At 35.7% G+C, this 17349-nt stretch carries 17 protein-coding genes; 16 read left to right on the top strand and 1 reads right to left on the bottom strand.

Going from position 1 to position 17349, the window contains the following annotated elements; genetic code table 11:
* The first annotated feature begins 52 nt into the window (after positions 1 to 52).
* From DYR29_RS14710 to msrA, 6 genes are all read left to right on the top strand, one after another.
* Positions 53 to 2230, top strand: a complete 2178-nt coding sequence (locus DYR29_RS14710) for a TonB-dependent siderophore receptor (RefSeq protein WP_213277455.1) — start codon at positions 53 to 55, stop codon at positions 2228 to 2230.
* A 41-nt stretch (positions 2231 to 2271) separates the two neighbouring features.
* Positions 2272 to 3474: a PepSY-associated TM helix domain-containing protein gene (locus DYR29_RS14715; RefSeq protein WP_213277456.1), complete on the top strand. Its 1203-nt coding sequence runs from the start codon at positions 2272 to 2274 to the stop codon at positions 3472 to 3474.
* Positions 3474 to 5588: a TonB-dependent receptor gene (locus tag DYR29_RS14720; protein WP_213277457.1), complete on the top strand. Its 2115-nt coding sequence runs from the start codon at positions 3474 to 3476 to the stop codon at positions 5586 to 5588. Before DYR29_RS14715 ends, DYR29_RS14720 begins: the two co-directional genes overlap by 1 nt.
* A 50-nt stretch (positions 5589 to 5638) precedes the next feature.
* A complete protein-coding gene (locus DYR29_RS14725) occupies positions 5639 to 6850 on the top strand; it encodes a PepSY-associated TM helix domain-containing protein (RefSeq protein ID WP_213277458.1) in 1212 nt (403 codons plus the stop codon).
* Between the two features lie 79 nt (positions 6851 to 6929).
* The gene (locus DYR29_RS14730; protein ID WP_213277459.1) at positions 6930 to 7898 is read left to right on the top strand and encodes an ROK family protein; all 969 of its coding nucleotides are present in this window, start codon (positions 6930 to 6932) and stop codon (positions 7896 to 7898) included.
* 609 nt (positions 7899 to 8507) lie between these two features.
* Positions 8508 to 9062: a peptide-methionine (S)-S-oxide reductase MsrA gene (msrA, locus tag DYR29_RS14735; protein WP_213277460.1), complete on the top strand. Its 555-nt coding sequence runs from the start codon at positions 8508 to 8510 to the stop codon at positions 9060 to 9062.
* A 149-nt stretch (positions 9063 to 9211) separates the two neighbouring features.
* Here msrA and DYR29_RS14740 read toward each other — a convergent pair whose 3' ends face one another.
* Positions 9212 to 10021: a hypothetical protein gene (locus DYR29_RS14740; protein WP_213277461.1), complete on the bottom strand. Its 810-nt coding sequence runs from the start codon at positions 10019 to 10021 to the stop codon at positions 9212 to 9214.
* Between the two features lie 380 nt (positions 10022 to 10401).
* On the opposite strand from DYR29_RS14740, the gene DYR29_RS14745 reads away from it, so the two are divergent.
* From DYR29_RS14745 to DYR29_RS14790, 10 genes are all read left to right on the top strand, one after another.
* Positions 10402 to 10602 carry a hypothetical protein gene (locus DYR29_RS14745; RefSeq protein WP_213277462.1) on the top strand — a complete coding sequence of 67 codons (201 nt, stop codon included), beginning with the start codon at positions 10402 to 10404 and terminating at the stop codon, positions 10600 to 10602.
* A 43-nt stretch (positions 10603 to 10645) separates the two neighbouring features.
* Positions 10646 to 12286, top strand: coding sequence for a tetratricopeptide repeat-containing sensor histidine kinase (locus DYR29_RS14750; RefSeq protein WP_213277463.1), 1641 nt, complete (start codon positions 10646 to 10648; stop codon positions 12284 to 12286).
* A 10-nt stretch (positions 12287 to 12296) separates the two neighbouring features.
* Complete coding sequence (locus DYR29_RS14755) at positions 12297 to 12959, top strand: DUF5932 domain-containing protein (RefSeq protein WP_213277464.1); 663 nt, start codon at positions 12297 to 12299, stop codon at positions 12957 to 12959.
* A 118-nt stretch (positions 12960 to 13077) separates the two neighbouring features.
* Entirely contained in the window at positions 13078 to 13743 is a 666-nt protein-coding gene (locus tag DYR29_RS14760; RefSeq protein ID WP_213277465.1) for a response regulator, read from the top strand.
* A gap of 378 nt (positions 13744 to 14121) precedes the next feature.
* Entirely contained in the window at positions 14122 to 14460 is a 339-nt protein-coding gene (locus DYR29_RS14765) for a YegP family protein (protein ID WP_213277466.1), read from the top strand.
* Positions 14461 to 14465: 5 nt separating this feature from the next.
* Positions 14466 to 15536, top strand: a complete 1071-nt coding sequence (locus DYR29_RS14770) for a type I restriction endonuclease (RefSeq protein WP_213277467.1) — start codon at positions 14466 to 14468, stop codon at positions 15534 to 15536.
* Between the two features lie 11 nt (positions 15537 to 15547).
* Positions 15548 to 16072: an SH3 domain-containing protein gene (locus DYR29_RS14775; protein WP_213277468.1), complete on the top strand. Its 525-nt coding sequence runs from the start codon at positions 15548 to 15550 to the stop codon at positions 16070 to 16072.
* Between the two features lie 17 nt (positions 16073 to 16089).
* Entirely contained in the window at positions 16090 to 16716 is a 627-nt protein-coding gene (locus DYR29_RS14780; protein ID WP_213277469.1) for a PH domain-containing protein, read from the top strand.
* A gap of 3 nt (positions 16717 to 16719) precedes the next feature.
* Positions 16720 to 16935, top strand: coding sequence for a TM2 domain-containing protein (locus DYR29_RS14785; RefSeq protein WP_213277470.1), 216 nt, complete (start codon positions 16720 to 16722; stop codon positions 16933 to 16935).
* A 9-nt stretch (positions 16936 to 16944) separates the two neighbouring features.
* Positions 16945 to 17346, top strand: coding sequence for a DUF6804 family protein (locus DYR29_RS14790; protein WP_213277471.1), 402 nt, complete (start codon positions 16945 to 16947; stop codon positions 17344 to 17346).
* Positions 17347 to 17349: the final 3 nt, after the last annotated feature.

The raw sequence follows: 17349 nt of genomic DNA on the forward strand, positions 1-17349 counted from the left end.
TTATTTATTTAGAACAGTTAAAAATAATATATTTGCAGAAAATTTGAGTTTCATGAAAAATGTACTGATCTGTGCTTCCGCACTGGGAACAATGCTGGTTTCTGCGCAAAAAAAAGACACCATCAAATCCAATGATATTGAAGAAGTAGTTGTTAACGGAAGATATTATCAGAAGTACAAGCTGAATGAGGTTTCGGGTTCACTGAGAATTCAGACTCCTATTCTTGAGCTTCCACAGAATGTACAGTCTGTAAGTTCTCAGGTTCTTGCTGATCAGATTACATTGAACATGTCGGAAGGGATTGTCCGTAATGTAAGTGGAGCAAGAAAAGTAGAACACTGGGACAATGTGTATTCCAATGTATTTATGAGAGGAGCCGGTATTGCCACTTTCATGAATGGAATGAATGTTTCTTCTACCTGGGGACCTATCAATCCTGATGCTTCTATTATAGACAGAATAGAGTTTGTAAAAGGTCCTGCCGGATTCATGGGTTCTATGGGAGATCCTGCCGGGTTTTATAATGTGGTAACCAAAAAACCTACCGGAAAATTTGCTAATAGTGTTCGTTTTACTACAGGAAGCTATAATCTTTTCAGAGGGGAAGCAGATCTTGACGGGGTTCTTGTAAAAGACGGAGTTTTAGATTACCGTATCAATCTGATGGGAAGCTCCAACAATTCTTGGGTGGAAAATGATAAAACAAGTAAAATCATTGTTGCTCCTTCCATTACTTTCAGACCAACAAAGACCACTACCTTTACAGCACAGTACAACTATCAGTACTTGAAGTTCAATCAACCTGGAGCTTACCTGATGTCTAATGACGGATATGCTTCATTGAATGTACATACCAACTTTAATGATCCCAACTTCAAAAAAACTGAAGTAAAAGATCAGAGTTTATTCTTAAGCTTAGATCAGGAACTGTCCAAAGATTGGGTATGGAGCACACAATATGCTTACATGGACCTGAACTATGACGGAGGTTCTTGGTGGGGAACATTTGATCCATCCAATAAAAATGTTTTAAACAGAACATTAAGCAACTGGCAGGCAAAAGGAAAAAATCACATTTTCCAGACGTATGTAAGAGGAAAGCTTAATACAGGAAATATTGTACATAAAATTATTGCAGGATTTGATTATGGAGACAGAAAATACATCGCCGACTTTTCTTCTTATTCAAAAATTGTAGATGGTAAAGAAACCTTACTATTCCCTATCGATATTTATAATGTGAATTATGGAGTGGATCCTTCGAAACTTCCTTCTTCTGATTTTTATACATTAAACACTTCTGCCCCATTTTATAATGATCAGGGAGTAAAATACACTTCTTATTATGCTCAGGATCAGATTGAAATGATTGATAATAAACTAAGATTAACCCTAGCAGGAAGATATACAAGTGGAAAAACCTATTCTGCATATCCTAATCTAAGCCCTGGTACTCCTATTGTACCTGATACAGCAGGAGAGTTTACACCAAGAGTGGGAGTAAGCTACTCTATTAATGAAAACTTCTCTGCTTACGGTATCTATGACAAGACCTTCGTACCACAATCCGGAACAGGAATTAACAAAACCAAAATTACAGATCCTTTCAGAGGACAGAATATTGAATTCGGACTGAAAAAAGACTGGTTCGGTGGAAAATGGAACTCTACTTTCGCTGTATACGAAATCAGAAGACAAAATATTCTTGTTACGGGACCTAAAGAACAAAATGAAGGACAGCCTTTTCAGGTTGCTACAGGTGAACAAAGAGCCAGAGGATTTGAAACTGATATCAAAGGAGAAATCATTAAAGGGTTGAACATTATCATCAACTATGCATATACAGATGCAAAAACAGTTAAAGATACAGATCCTGCAAAAATTGGAATCCAGTCTCCGGGGAATGCTAAAAATGTACAAAATACATGGGTAAACTATAGGTTTGAAAATGGCCTTATGAAAGGTTTTGGTATTTCGGCAGGTTATCAGTATCAGGGAGGAAGACAATCCTGGTATGGGGTAAGTGCCACAAAAGATCAAAGCTTACCTGATTATTTTGACACCAACTTCGGGGTTTCCTATGTTGCTAAAAAATTCGATGTCAACTTTATGTTGAATAACGTTCTTAACAGAAAACTTTACAGCGGATACAGAGGAGATGGAGGAGAATACGCATGGATTTATAATGCTCCGCGTAACTGGAGAGTATCAATAGGATATAAATTTTAAAAAATTCAAAGGTTAACCCCTCGTGGGGTTAACTTTTTGCTATGAGAAAAAAGCATCACCATAAAAAGAAAGTTTCGCCAACAAAAAAATGGTCTGCCAGACTCCATTTGTGGTTTGGTCTGTCTGTCGGCATCATTGTATTTATAGTCTCTCTATCGGGGACTTTATATATTTTTAAGGATGAAGTACAAAACAGTCTGCGCAAGGAAGCCATTTATGTAAAAACAGAAGATCCCGGAAAGAAGGCATTATCGCTTAATTTGCTTCGTGAAAAATTATCGTTGGAACTCAACGAAAAACATCCGTTAAGCTCAGTAGAAATTCCTTTAGACAAAAGCAAATCCTACCGATTTCTTTATTATGAAAAAAGTAAAAAGGGCTGGAATTATTTTCAACAAGTTCTCATCAATAAACAGGTATATGTAAATCAATATACCGGAGAAATCATTGCGGTGTATGATGAAAAATATGATATATTTAATATTCTGAAGTATATCCATTGGGGACTTCTGCTCAATTCCGAATGGGGACCATATACCGTAGGAATCCCTACCGTTCTCTTTATCATAATGCTGATTACAGGAATCATCTTATGGTGGCCCAAAAATAAAAATGCAAGAAAAGGACGTTTTTGGTTCAATTGGGAAAATGTAAAAAACTGGAAACGTAAAAACTATGACCTTCACAATGTATTAGGGTTCTATGCCTCATTCATTGCCTTAATAATGAGTGTTACGGGAATTTATTTTGCTTATCCATATGTGAAAAATACCTTTAACCTTGCGATATCCGGTTATTGGGAAGCTCCAAAAGAAAAAGAAATCAAGTCTCCGGATTCACTGATGGTAAAAAATAAAGCTGTTTTTGACCTGGCCGCAGCGCAGACCGAAAAATTGTATGCAGGCTCATCCAGTTTCAGAATCAATTTAAACGGAAAGAATAAAAAAGGGAAAGAACTGAAAAACCTTCCCGTTACCATCTATGGACAAGATGGAAGATTCAGCGAAAGAAACCTGCTAACATTCGATAAATACTCAGGAAAGCTATTAGCCAACAAACCTCATCAAAAACTGAGCAACGCCGAAAAATATGCCAATGCTAATTATGATGTTCATACAGGATCTTACTTCGGTCTGTTTGGAAAAATCATCTGGTTTATTGCCGGACTCACGTGTACATCACTGCCTGTAACAGGATTCCTTGTTTGGTGGGGAAAAAGAAAGAAAAAAGGAAAGAAAATATAATGAAAAAAGCGCTTTTATCAGCTGCCTGTCTGGGAACCACTACCGTTTTTGCTCAGGTAAAAGATACTCTACAAACTAAAAATGTAGACGAGGTTGTAATGACTGCGTCCAGAAAAAAGGAAAACATAAAAGAAGTTCCAAGCTCTATTACTGTTGTGGGAGAGAAACAGATTCAGTCTCAGCTTACAGTAAACTCTGATATTACGAGCATTTTACAATATACGGTTCCCAGCTTAGGAACCAATTCAGGGCAGACTTCCAATTCAGGACAGACGTTGAGAGGGCGCCAGGTTCTGGTTTTGATTGATGGGATTCCACAGTCTACTCCACTTCGTAACGGAGCAAGAGACTTAAGGACCATTGACCCTTCAGCTATCGAAAGAATCGAAGTGATCAAAGGAGCTTCTTCTATCTATGGGAACGGAGCAGACGGAGGAATTATCAATTATATTACGAAAAGAAGCAAAACAGATAAAAAAATTTCCGGGGTTTCACAGATTGGTCTTACAGGACAGCCATACGGAGGTACTTTAGGAGTAAGAGCCAGCCAGCTTTTATCCGGAAAGATCAATAAATTTGACTATACCCTTTCATTAGCCTACGAAAGAACGGGATATACAAAAGATGGAGATGGTGTTTTAATCAGCCCTACCTACAGCATTGCCAAGATGGACAACTACAACGGATTGCTTAAAATTGGCTATGATATCAACGAAAATCAAAGAATTGAAGCCTCTTACATTGGCTATTCTTCAAGATCAGACCTGAATGTAGGATTAAAAACAGGAAAATACGGCATCACTCCTACCATTGGCGAAGGAATAGGAAAAGGACTGGAAACCACACCTCAGGGAACTCCGAAAAACCACAACATCAGAGTAAGCTATGACAATAAGAACCTGTTTGCAGGAACTTCTTTAAATATTAATCTTTATTATCAGGATTTTAAAACCGTTTACGGATACAGTGATACGTTCTTCAACGGTGGACAATCCAATGTTATTTCCCAGAAAAAAGGAGCAAGAATCAATTTGGATACCCAACTCTGGAACTCCCCGAATTCACAGGGAGAAATCATCTACGGAGCTGATATCCTGAACGATCAGACCGTACAGAAGCTGGAAGACGGACGTTTCTGGACTCCCAATATGAGCATGACCAATATTGCTCCTTTTGTATTGGCAAAAATTGACCTTTTCAAAAAATTCACAATCAAAGGAGGGTTCCGCTACGAAAATATCAAAGTGAATGTTGATGACTTCAACACCCTTTCTACCCTTAAAAGTGACGGAACTTTCACCAAGAGTATTCCTGTAGCAGGAGGAAAATTAAGCTACAATGCGTTGGTTGGAAATATCGGGGTACGTTATAATATCGAACCTTATATCAACCTTTTCGGAAGCTTTTCTCAGGCCTACTCTATCAATGAATTGGGCAGAATTCTAAGGACCTCAACTTCTGAAACGATTAAAAACCTGGAAACGAAACCAATTATCGTTAATAATTACGAATTGGGAGCTACAGGACAACTTTCCAGCTGGCTTAATTATGAACTGACTTCTTACGTGAGCACTTCCAAACTGGGAGCCTCATTCGTACAGAGCCCGGACAGATCCCTGATGATTCAGAGATCTCCTGAAATTGTATACGGTGTTGAAGGTTTCTTACACTTTACTCCTGTAAAATGGATTCAGTTTGGTGGAAGCTACAGCTGGATGGAAGGAATTACCTCTGTAAAAGATGATGGTGATTATTCCGCAAAAATCAATAACAGCAGAATTTCCGCTCCTAAAGTTCTGGCTTATGTACAGGCAAAACCTGTTCCTACATTATCCATTGGTTTAGATATGCTTCATTCTTTCCAGCAGGACAGATTTGAGCCTAATGCAAAAACAGGATTATATGCCTATGGAGAAGGATATGTTCCTGAATATACCGTTTTTAATTTCAAATCAAGTTATGAGGTGAACAACAACTGGAGGGTATCTTTGGGGATTGAAAACCTTTTCAACAAAGTATATCAGCCGGCAATTTCATGGTGGACCGCAAGAGACAGTGATTTCACCAATGCTCTTGGATTGAGGGGAACCTTCATGATCGAATATAAATTTTAATTAATCTAAATAAAAAGTAAAATATATCTTTGCTTTACTTTTAGCTGCATATGAAGAAAAATCATCATCATAAAAAAAAACCGGGATTCTTTAAAAAGTGGTCTGCCAAGCTGCACCTTTGGTTCGGATTGGGAATAGGTTTTCTGATCTTTATTATCTCTATTACCGGAGCCTTGTATGTTTTTAAGGATGAAGTGGAAAACATCACCCGAAAAGACGTCATATATCATCATGAGCAGAATATTGAGCAGAAACAGGTACTTCCTATCAGAGTAATGGAAAAAGCTGTTGCAGAACAGGTCAAGGAAAAATATCCGATCCATTGGGTGAATGTTCCTATTGACAAAAAGATGTCCTATATGTTCTTCTGGTATGAGCACAATGCAGATGCCTGGAACTATTTTGATGAATTTCCAATTTATAAACAAGCTTATGTAAACCCGTACACCGGGAAGGTACTGAGAGTTTATGATGAAAAAAACGGATTCTTCAATATCGTAAAAATGATCCACTGGAGCTACCTTCTGAAACAGGATTGGGGAACGTATGTCGTAGGAATTCCGGTAATCATTTTTATCATTATGCTGATCTCCGGGATTATTCTGTGGTGGCCTAAGAACAAAGCAGCAAGAAAACAGCGTTTTGCCTTCAAATGGAAAAATATTAAAAGCTGGAAAAGAAAGAACTATGACCTTCATAATGTATTAGGCTTTTATGCATCTGTTTTTGCTTTGATCTTCTCCATTACAGGACTTTTCTATGCATTTTTTGTTGTTCAGGCGATGATCTACGTGATATTTTCAGGAGGAGAAACAAAGTATCCGGATTTTTCCCATATCAAGACAAAAGCTCCTATTGAATTGAGAACAGAAGGTACACTTGATAAAATCATCAATACAGTACAGACGAAATATCCTGATTCTTATGGTTTTGCTATAGATTTAGGACACCCACACATGGATGACCACGAACATCCTAATTTTGAGGTGTATGTGAAACATCTTTCTTATTCGTACCATAAAAGCAGCAGCTTAATCTTTGATGAAAACTCAGGAGAATTGCTGCACACTCATGATCCGAAGGATAAAAACTTTGGAGAAAAGGCTGTGAATGCCAATTATGACATCCATGTAGGCGCTATTTTAGGGCTTCCTACCAAGATCATTGCCTTTATCGTAAGTTTGATCTGTGCCTCTCTTCCGGTAACCGGATTTATGATCTGGTGGGGGAGAAAAAAGAAAAAACCGTTAAAAACAGCTTAATATATTAAATAAAACCCAGTTAATAATCCATTAATACAATCTTTTTTATAATTTTAGCCCCTAGAATTTAATAATAGAAATGTCATTAATAGATTTATCAAAACAAGTTGCCCTTGGAGTTGACATCGGCGGAACCAATACTAAATTCGGAATCGTAAACCACCGTGGAGAAGTTCTGGATAAAGGAAACCTGAGAACCGATGCTTATGACAAAGTTGAGGATTTCATCGATGCTTTATATGAACATGTTCATCCAATGATGGAAAAATATGGTACTGAAGCACATTTTGACGGAATCGGAGTAGGAGCTCCTAATGCAAATTACTATAAAGGAACCATAGAATTAGCTCCCAACCTTCCATGGAAAGGAGTAATTCCTTTTGCTGAGCTGATGACAGCAAAATTCGGACTTCCTTGTACAGTAACCAATGATGCGAATGCTGCTGCCCTTGGAGAAATGCTTTTCGGAGCAGCCAGAGGAATGAAAGATTTCATTATGATTACACTGGGAACAGGAGTTGGAAGCGGAATCATTGCCAATGGAAGCTTAATCTACGGACATGACGGGTTCGCCGGAGAATTGGGACATACCATTGTAAAACCAGGTGGTAGAAAACACTGGAGTACGGGTTCTGAAGGGAGCCTTGAGGCCTATGCTTCTGCTACAGGAATTACCATTACAGCAAAGAAAATGAGAGCTGAGTTCCCGGAATCTATGCTAAACCAGTATCCTGAAGATGCAATCAATTCTAAAACAGTATACGAGTGTGCGATGAAAGAAGACCCAATTGCCATTGAGGTTTTCAGATATACAGGTCAGAAACTGGGTGAGGCATTGGCTAATTTTGTGATGTTCTCTTCCCCGGAAGCCATTCTTTTATTCGGCGGAGTGATCAAAGCAGGAGATTTTATATTAAAGCCTGCTAAGCTTCATATGGAAAGAAATCTTCTTCCTATCTTTAGAAATAAAGTAAAACTGGTATTCAGTGAACTTGACGAAGCAGATGCAGCTATCCTTGGAGCAAGTGCTTTGGTTTGGGAAAAATAAACTGAACACTATTTATATCATACAGAGCATCCTTTTTTAGGGTGCTTTTTTTGTCCACAGATTATACAGATCGTCACAGGTGATTATGCTTTATTATTCTTGTGGTTATTTGTGAAAGCATTTGTGTTATTTGTGTTTAAATCTAAAAAACAGACCCCCGGAAAAACATTTACAGATTAAGTTTAGTTGAGATGCTTCGACTCCGCTCAGCATGACATTGCTAATACCAGCTGTTTTTAAAATATCCCAGATATCTGCTTTTACATTGTGTATTACTCTATTTTCTCACAGATTTCGCAGATGATCGGGTTACATTTCCTTGTGTTTATTTGTGAAAACATTAGTGCTATTTGTGTTTAAAATTCAGCTTAATTGAAATGCTTCGACTCCGCTCAGCATGACAATTCTAATACTAACTGCTTTAATACTATTTCCGTCATTTACCCTCAATATTTTGTTCTTAACCGTGCTTAAAATCATTTGTAGCATCTATCATTATAATTTGAGTTTATGAGGTTAAAACCGTGTTCAAATGAAAAAGTTTTTCCTATTTTTGATAAGCTTTTCCCGTACAAAGGAAGAGAAAATAAAACAATATAATTACCAACAATGGACAACAATAATTTAGAACAGATTACTTTCGGTGGTGGATGTTTCTGGTGTGTGGAAAGCTGTTTCAATATGCTTAAAGGGGTAAAATCTGCTATTTCAGGATATTCCGGGGGACATAAAGACAATCCGACCTATCAGGAAGTTTGTACTGGTGAAACGGGACATGCAGAAGTGGTACAGATCACATATGATCCTGCGGTTATTTCTTATGAACAGCTGATGGATGTATTTTTCTTCCTTCATGACCCTACCCAATTAAACAGACAGGGGAATGATATCGGTACACAATATCGTTCTGTTATTTACTATAAAGATGCTGCTGAGAAGGCAAAAGCTGAAGAAGCCATCAAAGTATCTCAGGAATCAGGAAGATGGGCCGGTACTTATGTAACAGAACTGACCCAATTCGATACATTCTGGCCTGCAGAACAATATCATCAAGGGTATTATAATGAGAACCCTACACAGCCTTATTGCAGCGCTGTAGTGGGCCCTAAGATCCAGAAGTTTAAAAAGCATTTCGGAGAACTGGGAATGCTGAACGCGGAATAAAGCCTTATATTCTAAGTTCTGGCTAAAGTGCTTTCAATTGGCAGCACATGAAAGCTTAGCTGAATGCTTACAAACTGATATAAAATAAAAGGAGCGAAGAGGAAATCTCTTCGCTCCTTTTTTGTTTAAAAACTAACCGAGCAGGAATCTTATTCTGACATTATGGGATCTGCATTTTTTCCTGCATATTTTGTAATCATATGCCTCGTGGCATCTCTTAAACTTTTTCCGTTATCCGGATTTATTCCATCCATAGTAAAAAACTCAACTGCATTATCATACTTTGTATACCAAGAGTTACCTAATCCGTTTTCTATTGTCAAAGTATCTGGTCTGGTAATTTTCTTAAAATATTTTAGCCTTATAGTATCAACTGGTATTAATTTATGCTTGGGGTTTCTATCATCACAAGATGTAATTTTATATTCATTCCCATCCCAATACATACATTTATTTTCTTTACCAAACCTTATACCTCCATTCCCTCCGTAAGAAAAACCTGCAAATAAAATAATAATCAGAGCACCTATTCCCATCCCATTTTTTGCCATCTGTGGAATGTTGAAGACTGGTTGGTTTTTTATCACTATCATGATATTTGACATTTTATCAGAAAATGAATTTCCTTTAGTCACAGTGACATTCACTTCAGTATCATCAGTATCATTTTTATAATGAGCTTTTCTTTCTTTGCGATAATGATTGAAATCGTTAAAACCCAAATACTTACTAAATAAGTCCAAGGTGGCTGGTTTTATAGTTGCATCCTTATTCAGGTCTACAATAGATTGATAGTACCCCAGCATTGTTCTATAATTAAGATTGATCTTAAAGTCCTGAAGAAGAATAATTTGTAAATACTTCAATATACCACTTACTGATGTTCCTGAACCATCTTTTTCAGCTTTAGCATATACTTCTTGGAGTAATTTTTTTTTCTCTTGTAAATTTTTTGCCATGATCTTAGTAATTATTTGGAAAAATAAAAAGATTTCAGAAGATAAGGATGCGGAAAACCGTAAATATCAACATTTTAAAGTTTCCAAAATCTTACCAAAAAGCTACTACCAGTCACTTTCCATTTTGACGCAATTTTGTAATCGAGATCAGGGACAAATACAAACATTAAAAATAAAATCTAAAAAAACCTGATTTCAAAAATCACCAGATAAAACGGAGGAAAACTCCGGGTTGGGAAGCAGATGTTTCTCCTCCGTTTTTGAAGGTTCACTTCCCTAAAAAATTAAGAAGCGCTTCGAAATTTTAATTGTGTACAGCCTGAGATAAATAGATCTCAGGAGGAAGAAAAACAGTCAAAAAACTTCTAAAATTTTAAGGAATGATCGAGATTATATTGATGCTATTCGGTTTAGCATTCTCAACCAATAATACTAATGCAACAACTGCAAATGATAATAACCCAACAACTGTAACAGTTCAACCTCAAAGTGGTGCTTCAGATCCTGGAGGGTCTACAGAAGAGACAGGTGGAAGTGATACAGGAGGAGAAACAGGCACAACGCTTCCTCCTAAAAAATAAAAAAAACCACTCTTTTTAGAGTGGTTTTTTTTATTTTAGTAAAATGATACGAAATTTATTATTTTCCCTTTTTTCTTTCTGCCTCATTGCTTCATGTAAGGATACACTTGAAAGCAATACTAATATAGTAAAAGCCGATAAATTATATGAAGAAGGTGTTAGCCTTCTTGAAAAAAATGATGTTAAAGCTTATTTAAAACTCCAGGAAGCAATTTCTTACTATAATAAAGAAAGTGATTTTTCTAATATTTCTAAAAGTTTGATTGTACAAGCAAATGCTCAAAAAAACAGAGGTGATTTTTTAGGTGCAGAATCAACATTAGTAGAAGCCTTAAAAATGATGAGTGAAAATGATGAAAGTCTTTACTCATTATATGATACTATGGCTACCTTGAAATTAAATCAAAAGCAATATTCACAAGCAATAGAATGGTATGACAAGGCTCTTTCCGTTAAGATTGAGTCGGGGCAAAAAAGACTCAGTATATTAAATAATAAATCTGTAGCAGAATATAAATTAGGAAAATATAAACTGGCGTTAGATATTTTACAAAAACTTGATTTATCAAAACTTTCAGATTTAAAATTAAAAAATAGAATCAAAGAAAATATTGAATACACAAAATGGCTAGACAATAATAATTATGAGGCTCAAGCTACTATAGAAAATATATTAAAGCTTAAATTAGAAAATAATGACCTTTGGGGAGCGAATTCAAGCTATGCACATTTAGCAGAAATAAATAAAAAATCTAATCCAGAGAAATCTCTTTATTATGCTAAGAAAATGCTTGATATAGCTCAAATAAACAAAAGTCCTGAAGATAGACTTGAAGCTCTTGAAAAAATAATTTATGTTGATAAACCAACAAATACCAATAGTCATTTTATAACATATAAAAACCTGTCTGATAGCATCCAAAATAGTCGTAGTGATTACACAACTAAATTTGCATTTATAAAATACGAAAACACAAAAGTTAAAGCAGAAAAAGCAGAAAAAGAAAATCAATTATTATGGCTTTCGTTAGTTTTAGCATTACTTACTGCAATATTTATTGTAGTTGTTATTTTATATAAAAAAAGGCAGAAAAGACTTCAACAAGAAAAAGAGATCGAGGTAAAAAACACCCAGCTTAAAATATCGAAAAAAGTCCATGACGTAGTTGCCAACGGCATTTATCAGGTGATGACAAAGATTGAGAATCAGGAAGATTTTGACCGGGATAAAGCCCTTGACGAACTGGAATTTGTGTATGAAAAATCAAGGGATATATCCTACGATAAAACGGCGGAAGAAAAAGAGTTCAGTAAGGTAATTTCAGAACTTATTGCTTCCTTCACTAATGATATTGTAAAAACTTTTACTGCAGGAAATAGCCCGGGGATTTGGGAACCAATTTCTTCTACAGTAAAAGAGGAGATTTACCAAATGCTTCGCGAACTGATGGTGAATATGAAAAAGCACAGCCAAGCCACCCATGTTGCCGTTAAATTTGAAAAAATCAACAATAGGGTTGAAATTCAATACAAAGATAATGGAATAGGAATTTCAGGAGATCTTGTGTATAAAAATGGCTTACGTAATACGGCATCCCGCATTGAAGCGATTAATGGAACCATTACTTTTGATACAAAAATTGAAAAAGGGCTGAAGGTTAATCTTTCATTCCCTGCTTCTTAACTATATCATCATGTTCAAAAAAGTTTTAATCGTTGAAGATCAGGAAATAATGAACAAGGGAATCCTGAATACAATAAAAGAATTAAATATCCCTGCTTTCGATTATGTAACGTATTGTGATGAAGCTTTGGGTAGAATCAGAACCGCATTAGAAAGAGAAAGTCCTTACGAATTGCTTATTGCTGATCTGTCGTTTGACAAAGATCATATTTCCCAGAAACTTCATTCCGGGCAAGAACTTATCTTTGAAGCGAAAAAACTTCAGCCTGGTTTAAAAGTAGTTGTATTTTCAGTAGAAAAGAAAGCAAAAACCATTGATGACCTTTACAAGATATATAAGATTGACGGATTTGTAGGTAAGGCAAGACGTGACGGACAAGACCTGAAAAGTGCAATACGGAAAATTTTTAATGGAGAGACCGTAATTCCTCAGGAAGTTCTGAATACGATGCGTCATATTTCTTCCGAGTTTGACGCCTATGATATGAAACTACTTGAGTTGCTAGCCAAAGGACACAAACAAAGTGAGATAAGCATCTATTTAAAGGAGCACAAAATGATGCCCTATGGTATCAGATCTATTGAAAAAAGATTGAATGAGCTTCGTGACAGCCTTGGTGCAAAAAACAATATCGAGATGATTGTAATCTGTAAAGATATTGGCCTAATCTGAGTATTTCCGCTGAAAAGATCATTTTTTTATTCTTTTTACGTGAACCCGTAATTATAAAATATCAAATGAATATATTTTTGAGGTCTTAACCTATTTTTTAAAATTAAACCGTATAACCATGTTCAAAAAAGTTTTAATTGCCGAAGACCATGAAAGTATCAATATTTCCGTCCAGAAAACCCTTAAGGAATTAAATATTCCCCAAGTCGATTATGTGTACTATTGTGATGATGCTATAGGAAAAATTCAGAAAGCACTACGGGAAGAGCATCCCTACGACTTATTGATTACAGATCTTTATTATGAGGAAGATCATCACGAGCAGAACCTTAAAGACGGAAAGGATCTCATCAAAAAAGTAAAAGAAATACAGCCTGATTTGAAAGTTATTGTATTTTCTGCGGAACATAAAACGGGAATCATAGAAAATCTTTTTTCAGATTATCAAATTAACGGGTTTGTCCGTAAAGCCAGAAACGATTCAAAAGATTTAAAAAAATCTATTGCAGCAGTATATATAGGCGAAAACTATTTATCTTTTGATTTGAAACAGGAGATGAAGAAGTTCAATAGCTATGAGTTTTCTACATTTGACATTACACTTGTTTCTCTGCTATCTAAAGGTGTTTTACAGAAAAACATCCCTGTTCATCTCGAGGAAAGAAATATAAAACCCGCCAGCTTGAGCAGCGTTGAGAAAAGATTAAACAGCCTGAAGGAAGACCTTGAAATAAATAGCAATGAGCAGCTGGTAGCCTTCTGTAAAGATATCGGGATTATATAAAAAAACAATTCATTTCACTTACAGCCTTTCAAATTTTTTGAAAGGTTTTTTTATTTTTTGTCCGTTTTACGGAAAACCGTAACGGACCAAAATTTAATGCTCATATTTTTGGACTGTTAAACAATAAACAATTTTTATTATGAAAAAGGAATATTACCTTAATAAGAATCAGCAGTCAAATGGAGACTATGAAGTGCATGAAAGCTCATGCCGATTTTTACCATCTTCTGAAAATAGAATTTATTTAGGCAGTTATTATACTTGTGAGGAAGCAGTAAATGAAGCGAAAAGACGATTTCCAATTCAAAGAAATAATATCAACGGGTGTTATTATTGTTCAAATGCATGTCATACAAGTTAAAATAAGAAAAGCTAATCATGGGAAAATTCGTAATCACTCAAAGAGTTAACAAAGAATATCAGTTTAATCTGAAGGCTGGAAACGGCGAAATTATTTTAACCAGCGAAGGGTATATTCAGAAAGCATCCTGCCAGAAAGGAATCGAATCAGTAAAAGTTAATTCTCAGGACCTTTCAAGATACGGCAGAAGACTTGCTAAAAACGGAAAAGATTATTTCGTGTTAAAAGCAAGAAACGGTGAAATTATCGGAAACAGTCAAATGTACAGCACAAAATCCGGAATGGAAAATGGCATCGCTTCTGTAAAATCAAATGCTCCGACAGCAGAAATCGTTGATGAAACTTTAAAAAATTAAAAACTATGGATCTTAAAATTAAACTTGAGCAACTGCATCAGAAAGTAATAGGCCTTAAAGACCAGATCGGAACAGAAGAAGCTACAAAAAATGCTTTTGTAATGCCTTTCATTCAAATCCTTGGTTATGATATTTTCAATCCTACGGAAGTAGTTCCTGAACACGTCTGTGATATTGGGACAAAAAAAGGAGAAAAAGTGGATTATGTAATCAAAAATAATGATGAACCCATCTTCATCATTGAATGTAAGCACTGGAAAGAAAGCGCTGATGCTCATAATTCGCAGCTTCACAGGTATTATCATGTTTCTAAAACGAGATTCGGAGTTTTGACCAATGGAATTGTGTACAACTTTTATACGGATTTGGAAAAGCCTAATATTATGGATGAAAAGCCGTTTTTTACCATCAATATTGAGGATCTGAAAGACAGCTCCATTAAAATTCTGGAAAGCTTCACCAAGAAAGATTATAATCTGGAAAGCATCCTAGATTCTGCAGAAGCCTTGAAATACATCAAAGCTATCAGAAAGGAATTCGAAAAAGAAATCGAAAACCCGTCTGACGAACTGGTAAAAATTCTGGTGAACCGCTTCTTTGAAAAACCTTTAACAGCCAACAGAATGGTTTCTTTCAAGGAATATGCTAAAAAAGCATTGACCACTTCTATTAATGAGTCGATCAGCTTCCGGTTAAAATCCGCCCTGAGCATCAATGAACAGATAGAAAAAAACGAAGACGATGTGAAATCATCACAGCCTATCGATCAAAATAACGATTCTAAAATTGTAACTACAGAGGAAGAGCTCGAAGGTTTTCAAATTGTAAAAGCGATTCTAAGGGAGAAAATTCCATCTTCAAGAATTGCTTACAGAGATACTCTTTCCTATTTCGGGGTGTTGTTGGATGACAACAACAGAAAACCGCTTTGCCGACTGCATTTTAATACAACGAATAAATATCTGGAGACTTTTCACAACGGAAAAGAAGCAGGAGAAAAGATGTTATTAAATACACTGGATGAGATCTACAATTATAGAAATCAGCTTCATCTGACGCTGGAAAATTATGCATAAAATTAATAGCCATGAAAACTTTAATATCTTTCATAATACTGATATTCAGCTTATTTCTTTTAAATTCTTGTTTGAAAGCTAATGACAATGTAGGACACGGCGGAAGGTGCACAGGTTCAGCCTATTGTTCCGCTTGTTCCAACTGTTCAGGATGTGCTCACTGCAGCAGTGGTGGGACTTGTGGTGTTTGTCGTGGTGGATCTTACAGAAAAAGCTCTTCTTCGGGAAGCTCTTCGAAAAGCAAGTCTAAAAAACATAAATCCCCGGATTCTTACAGGTCTTCAAAGCCACATACCAGTAAACCTCCAAAAGTATTTATTGACAAGGTAAACATCAATCTAAACTCTAACAACAGATACATTGCAGGCATTGCAACAACAAATGTTTATGAGAAGCCTACCTTTAAATCTAAAGTAATAACAAAAGTATCTAAAGATGCCAAACTATTACAGCTCTCAAAGGAAGGATCATGGTATAAAGTACAGGTCAAATCAAATGGAAAGACAGGATATGTCTTCAATAAAGATGTAAAATAATCAAAAAACAAAATAATATGAACTTAAAGAAATTTTTAAATGAAGAACAGGATCCTCAAGCTGTTGAAAAGCTTTTAGGAAGAATCAACAGCCTTCTTACCTCACAAGAAGCTGTAGAATATATAGCTGTTCAGAAGAAGCCTGTAATAAATTTATCTCCTGATTGTATTGTCCTTACCAATAGAAGAATTATTTTCTGCAGGCCAAAAAACTTCGGCTTATCTATGGATTTTCAGGATTACAGTTGGGTGGATATTGCTGATTGTCACATCAAAGAAGGAATTGTTGGCTCTACCTTTATTATGAGAACTACAAAAAACTTTACAAATATGATGGATTATCTTCCTAAAAACCAAGCCAGAAAGCTGTATCAGTTTGCACAGGAAGTGGAAGAAAAAATGCGGGGGCTCAGACGAGAAAAAAATCTTGAAACATTGAGAGCCTCTGCAGGAGGCGTTACTGTGAATAATGCTACCCCTATTATCACACAACCTCAACAATTTCAGGAAGAAAAAAAGCCATTGTTGATAGAGAATGAAGATCCTTTTGCTTTATTGCAGAAGTTAAAAGACTTAAAAGAGAACGGAATCATTTCTCCTGAAGAGTTTGAAACAAAAAAGAACGAAGTTTTATCAAGAGTTTAAATTATGAAATCAAAATCTACCGCCGCATTACTTGCTTTTTTCTTGGGAGGATTAGGCATTCACAGGTTTTACCTAGGTCAAAATATTATGGGAATATTGTATTTGGTATTTTGCTGGACTTTCATTCCCGCATTAATAGCATTTATCGATTTCTTCGTCTTTATTTTTATGTCTGAAAACCGTTTTAATTATAAATATAATCTCAAAACAGGATTTTAAACAAACATTATGAAACCATTCCTCACCTTCTGTGCGTTATGTTGTTTCGCTGGTATTTTCAAACTTCCTATAGAATATTATACTTTTCTTAGAATTATTATTTCCATTGGAGCATTATTGGTTTTATACAATACACTGAGCTCTAAACAACATTATTTCAGTATATTATTTCTAATCATTCTCATTCTTTTCAATCCCGTTTTTCCTTTTTATTTATATAGGAAAAGCATTTGGATCCCGATTGATATCATCACAGGAATTTTATTTCTGCTGACCAACTTCGCAGAAAGAAAAGAACAAAAAAAGGAAGAAGAAGTTCCTGAAGAAACCACGAAACAATCTGCTCCCATCCACCAAAGAACTGTTTCAAGAGACAGAATCATTAATCCTAAAAAACCAAAAGAAGAATAACCA

It is taken from the genome of Chryseobacterium indologenes (assembly GCF_018362995.1).
Classification (GTDB): domain Bacteria; phylum Bacteroidota; class Bacteroidia; order Flavobacteriales; family Weeksellaceae; genus Chryseobacterium; species Chryseobacterium indologenes_G.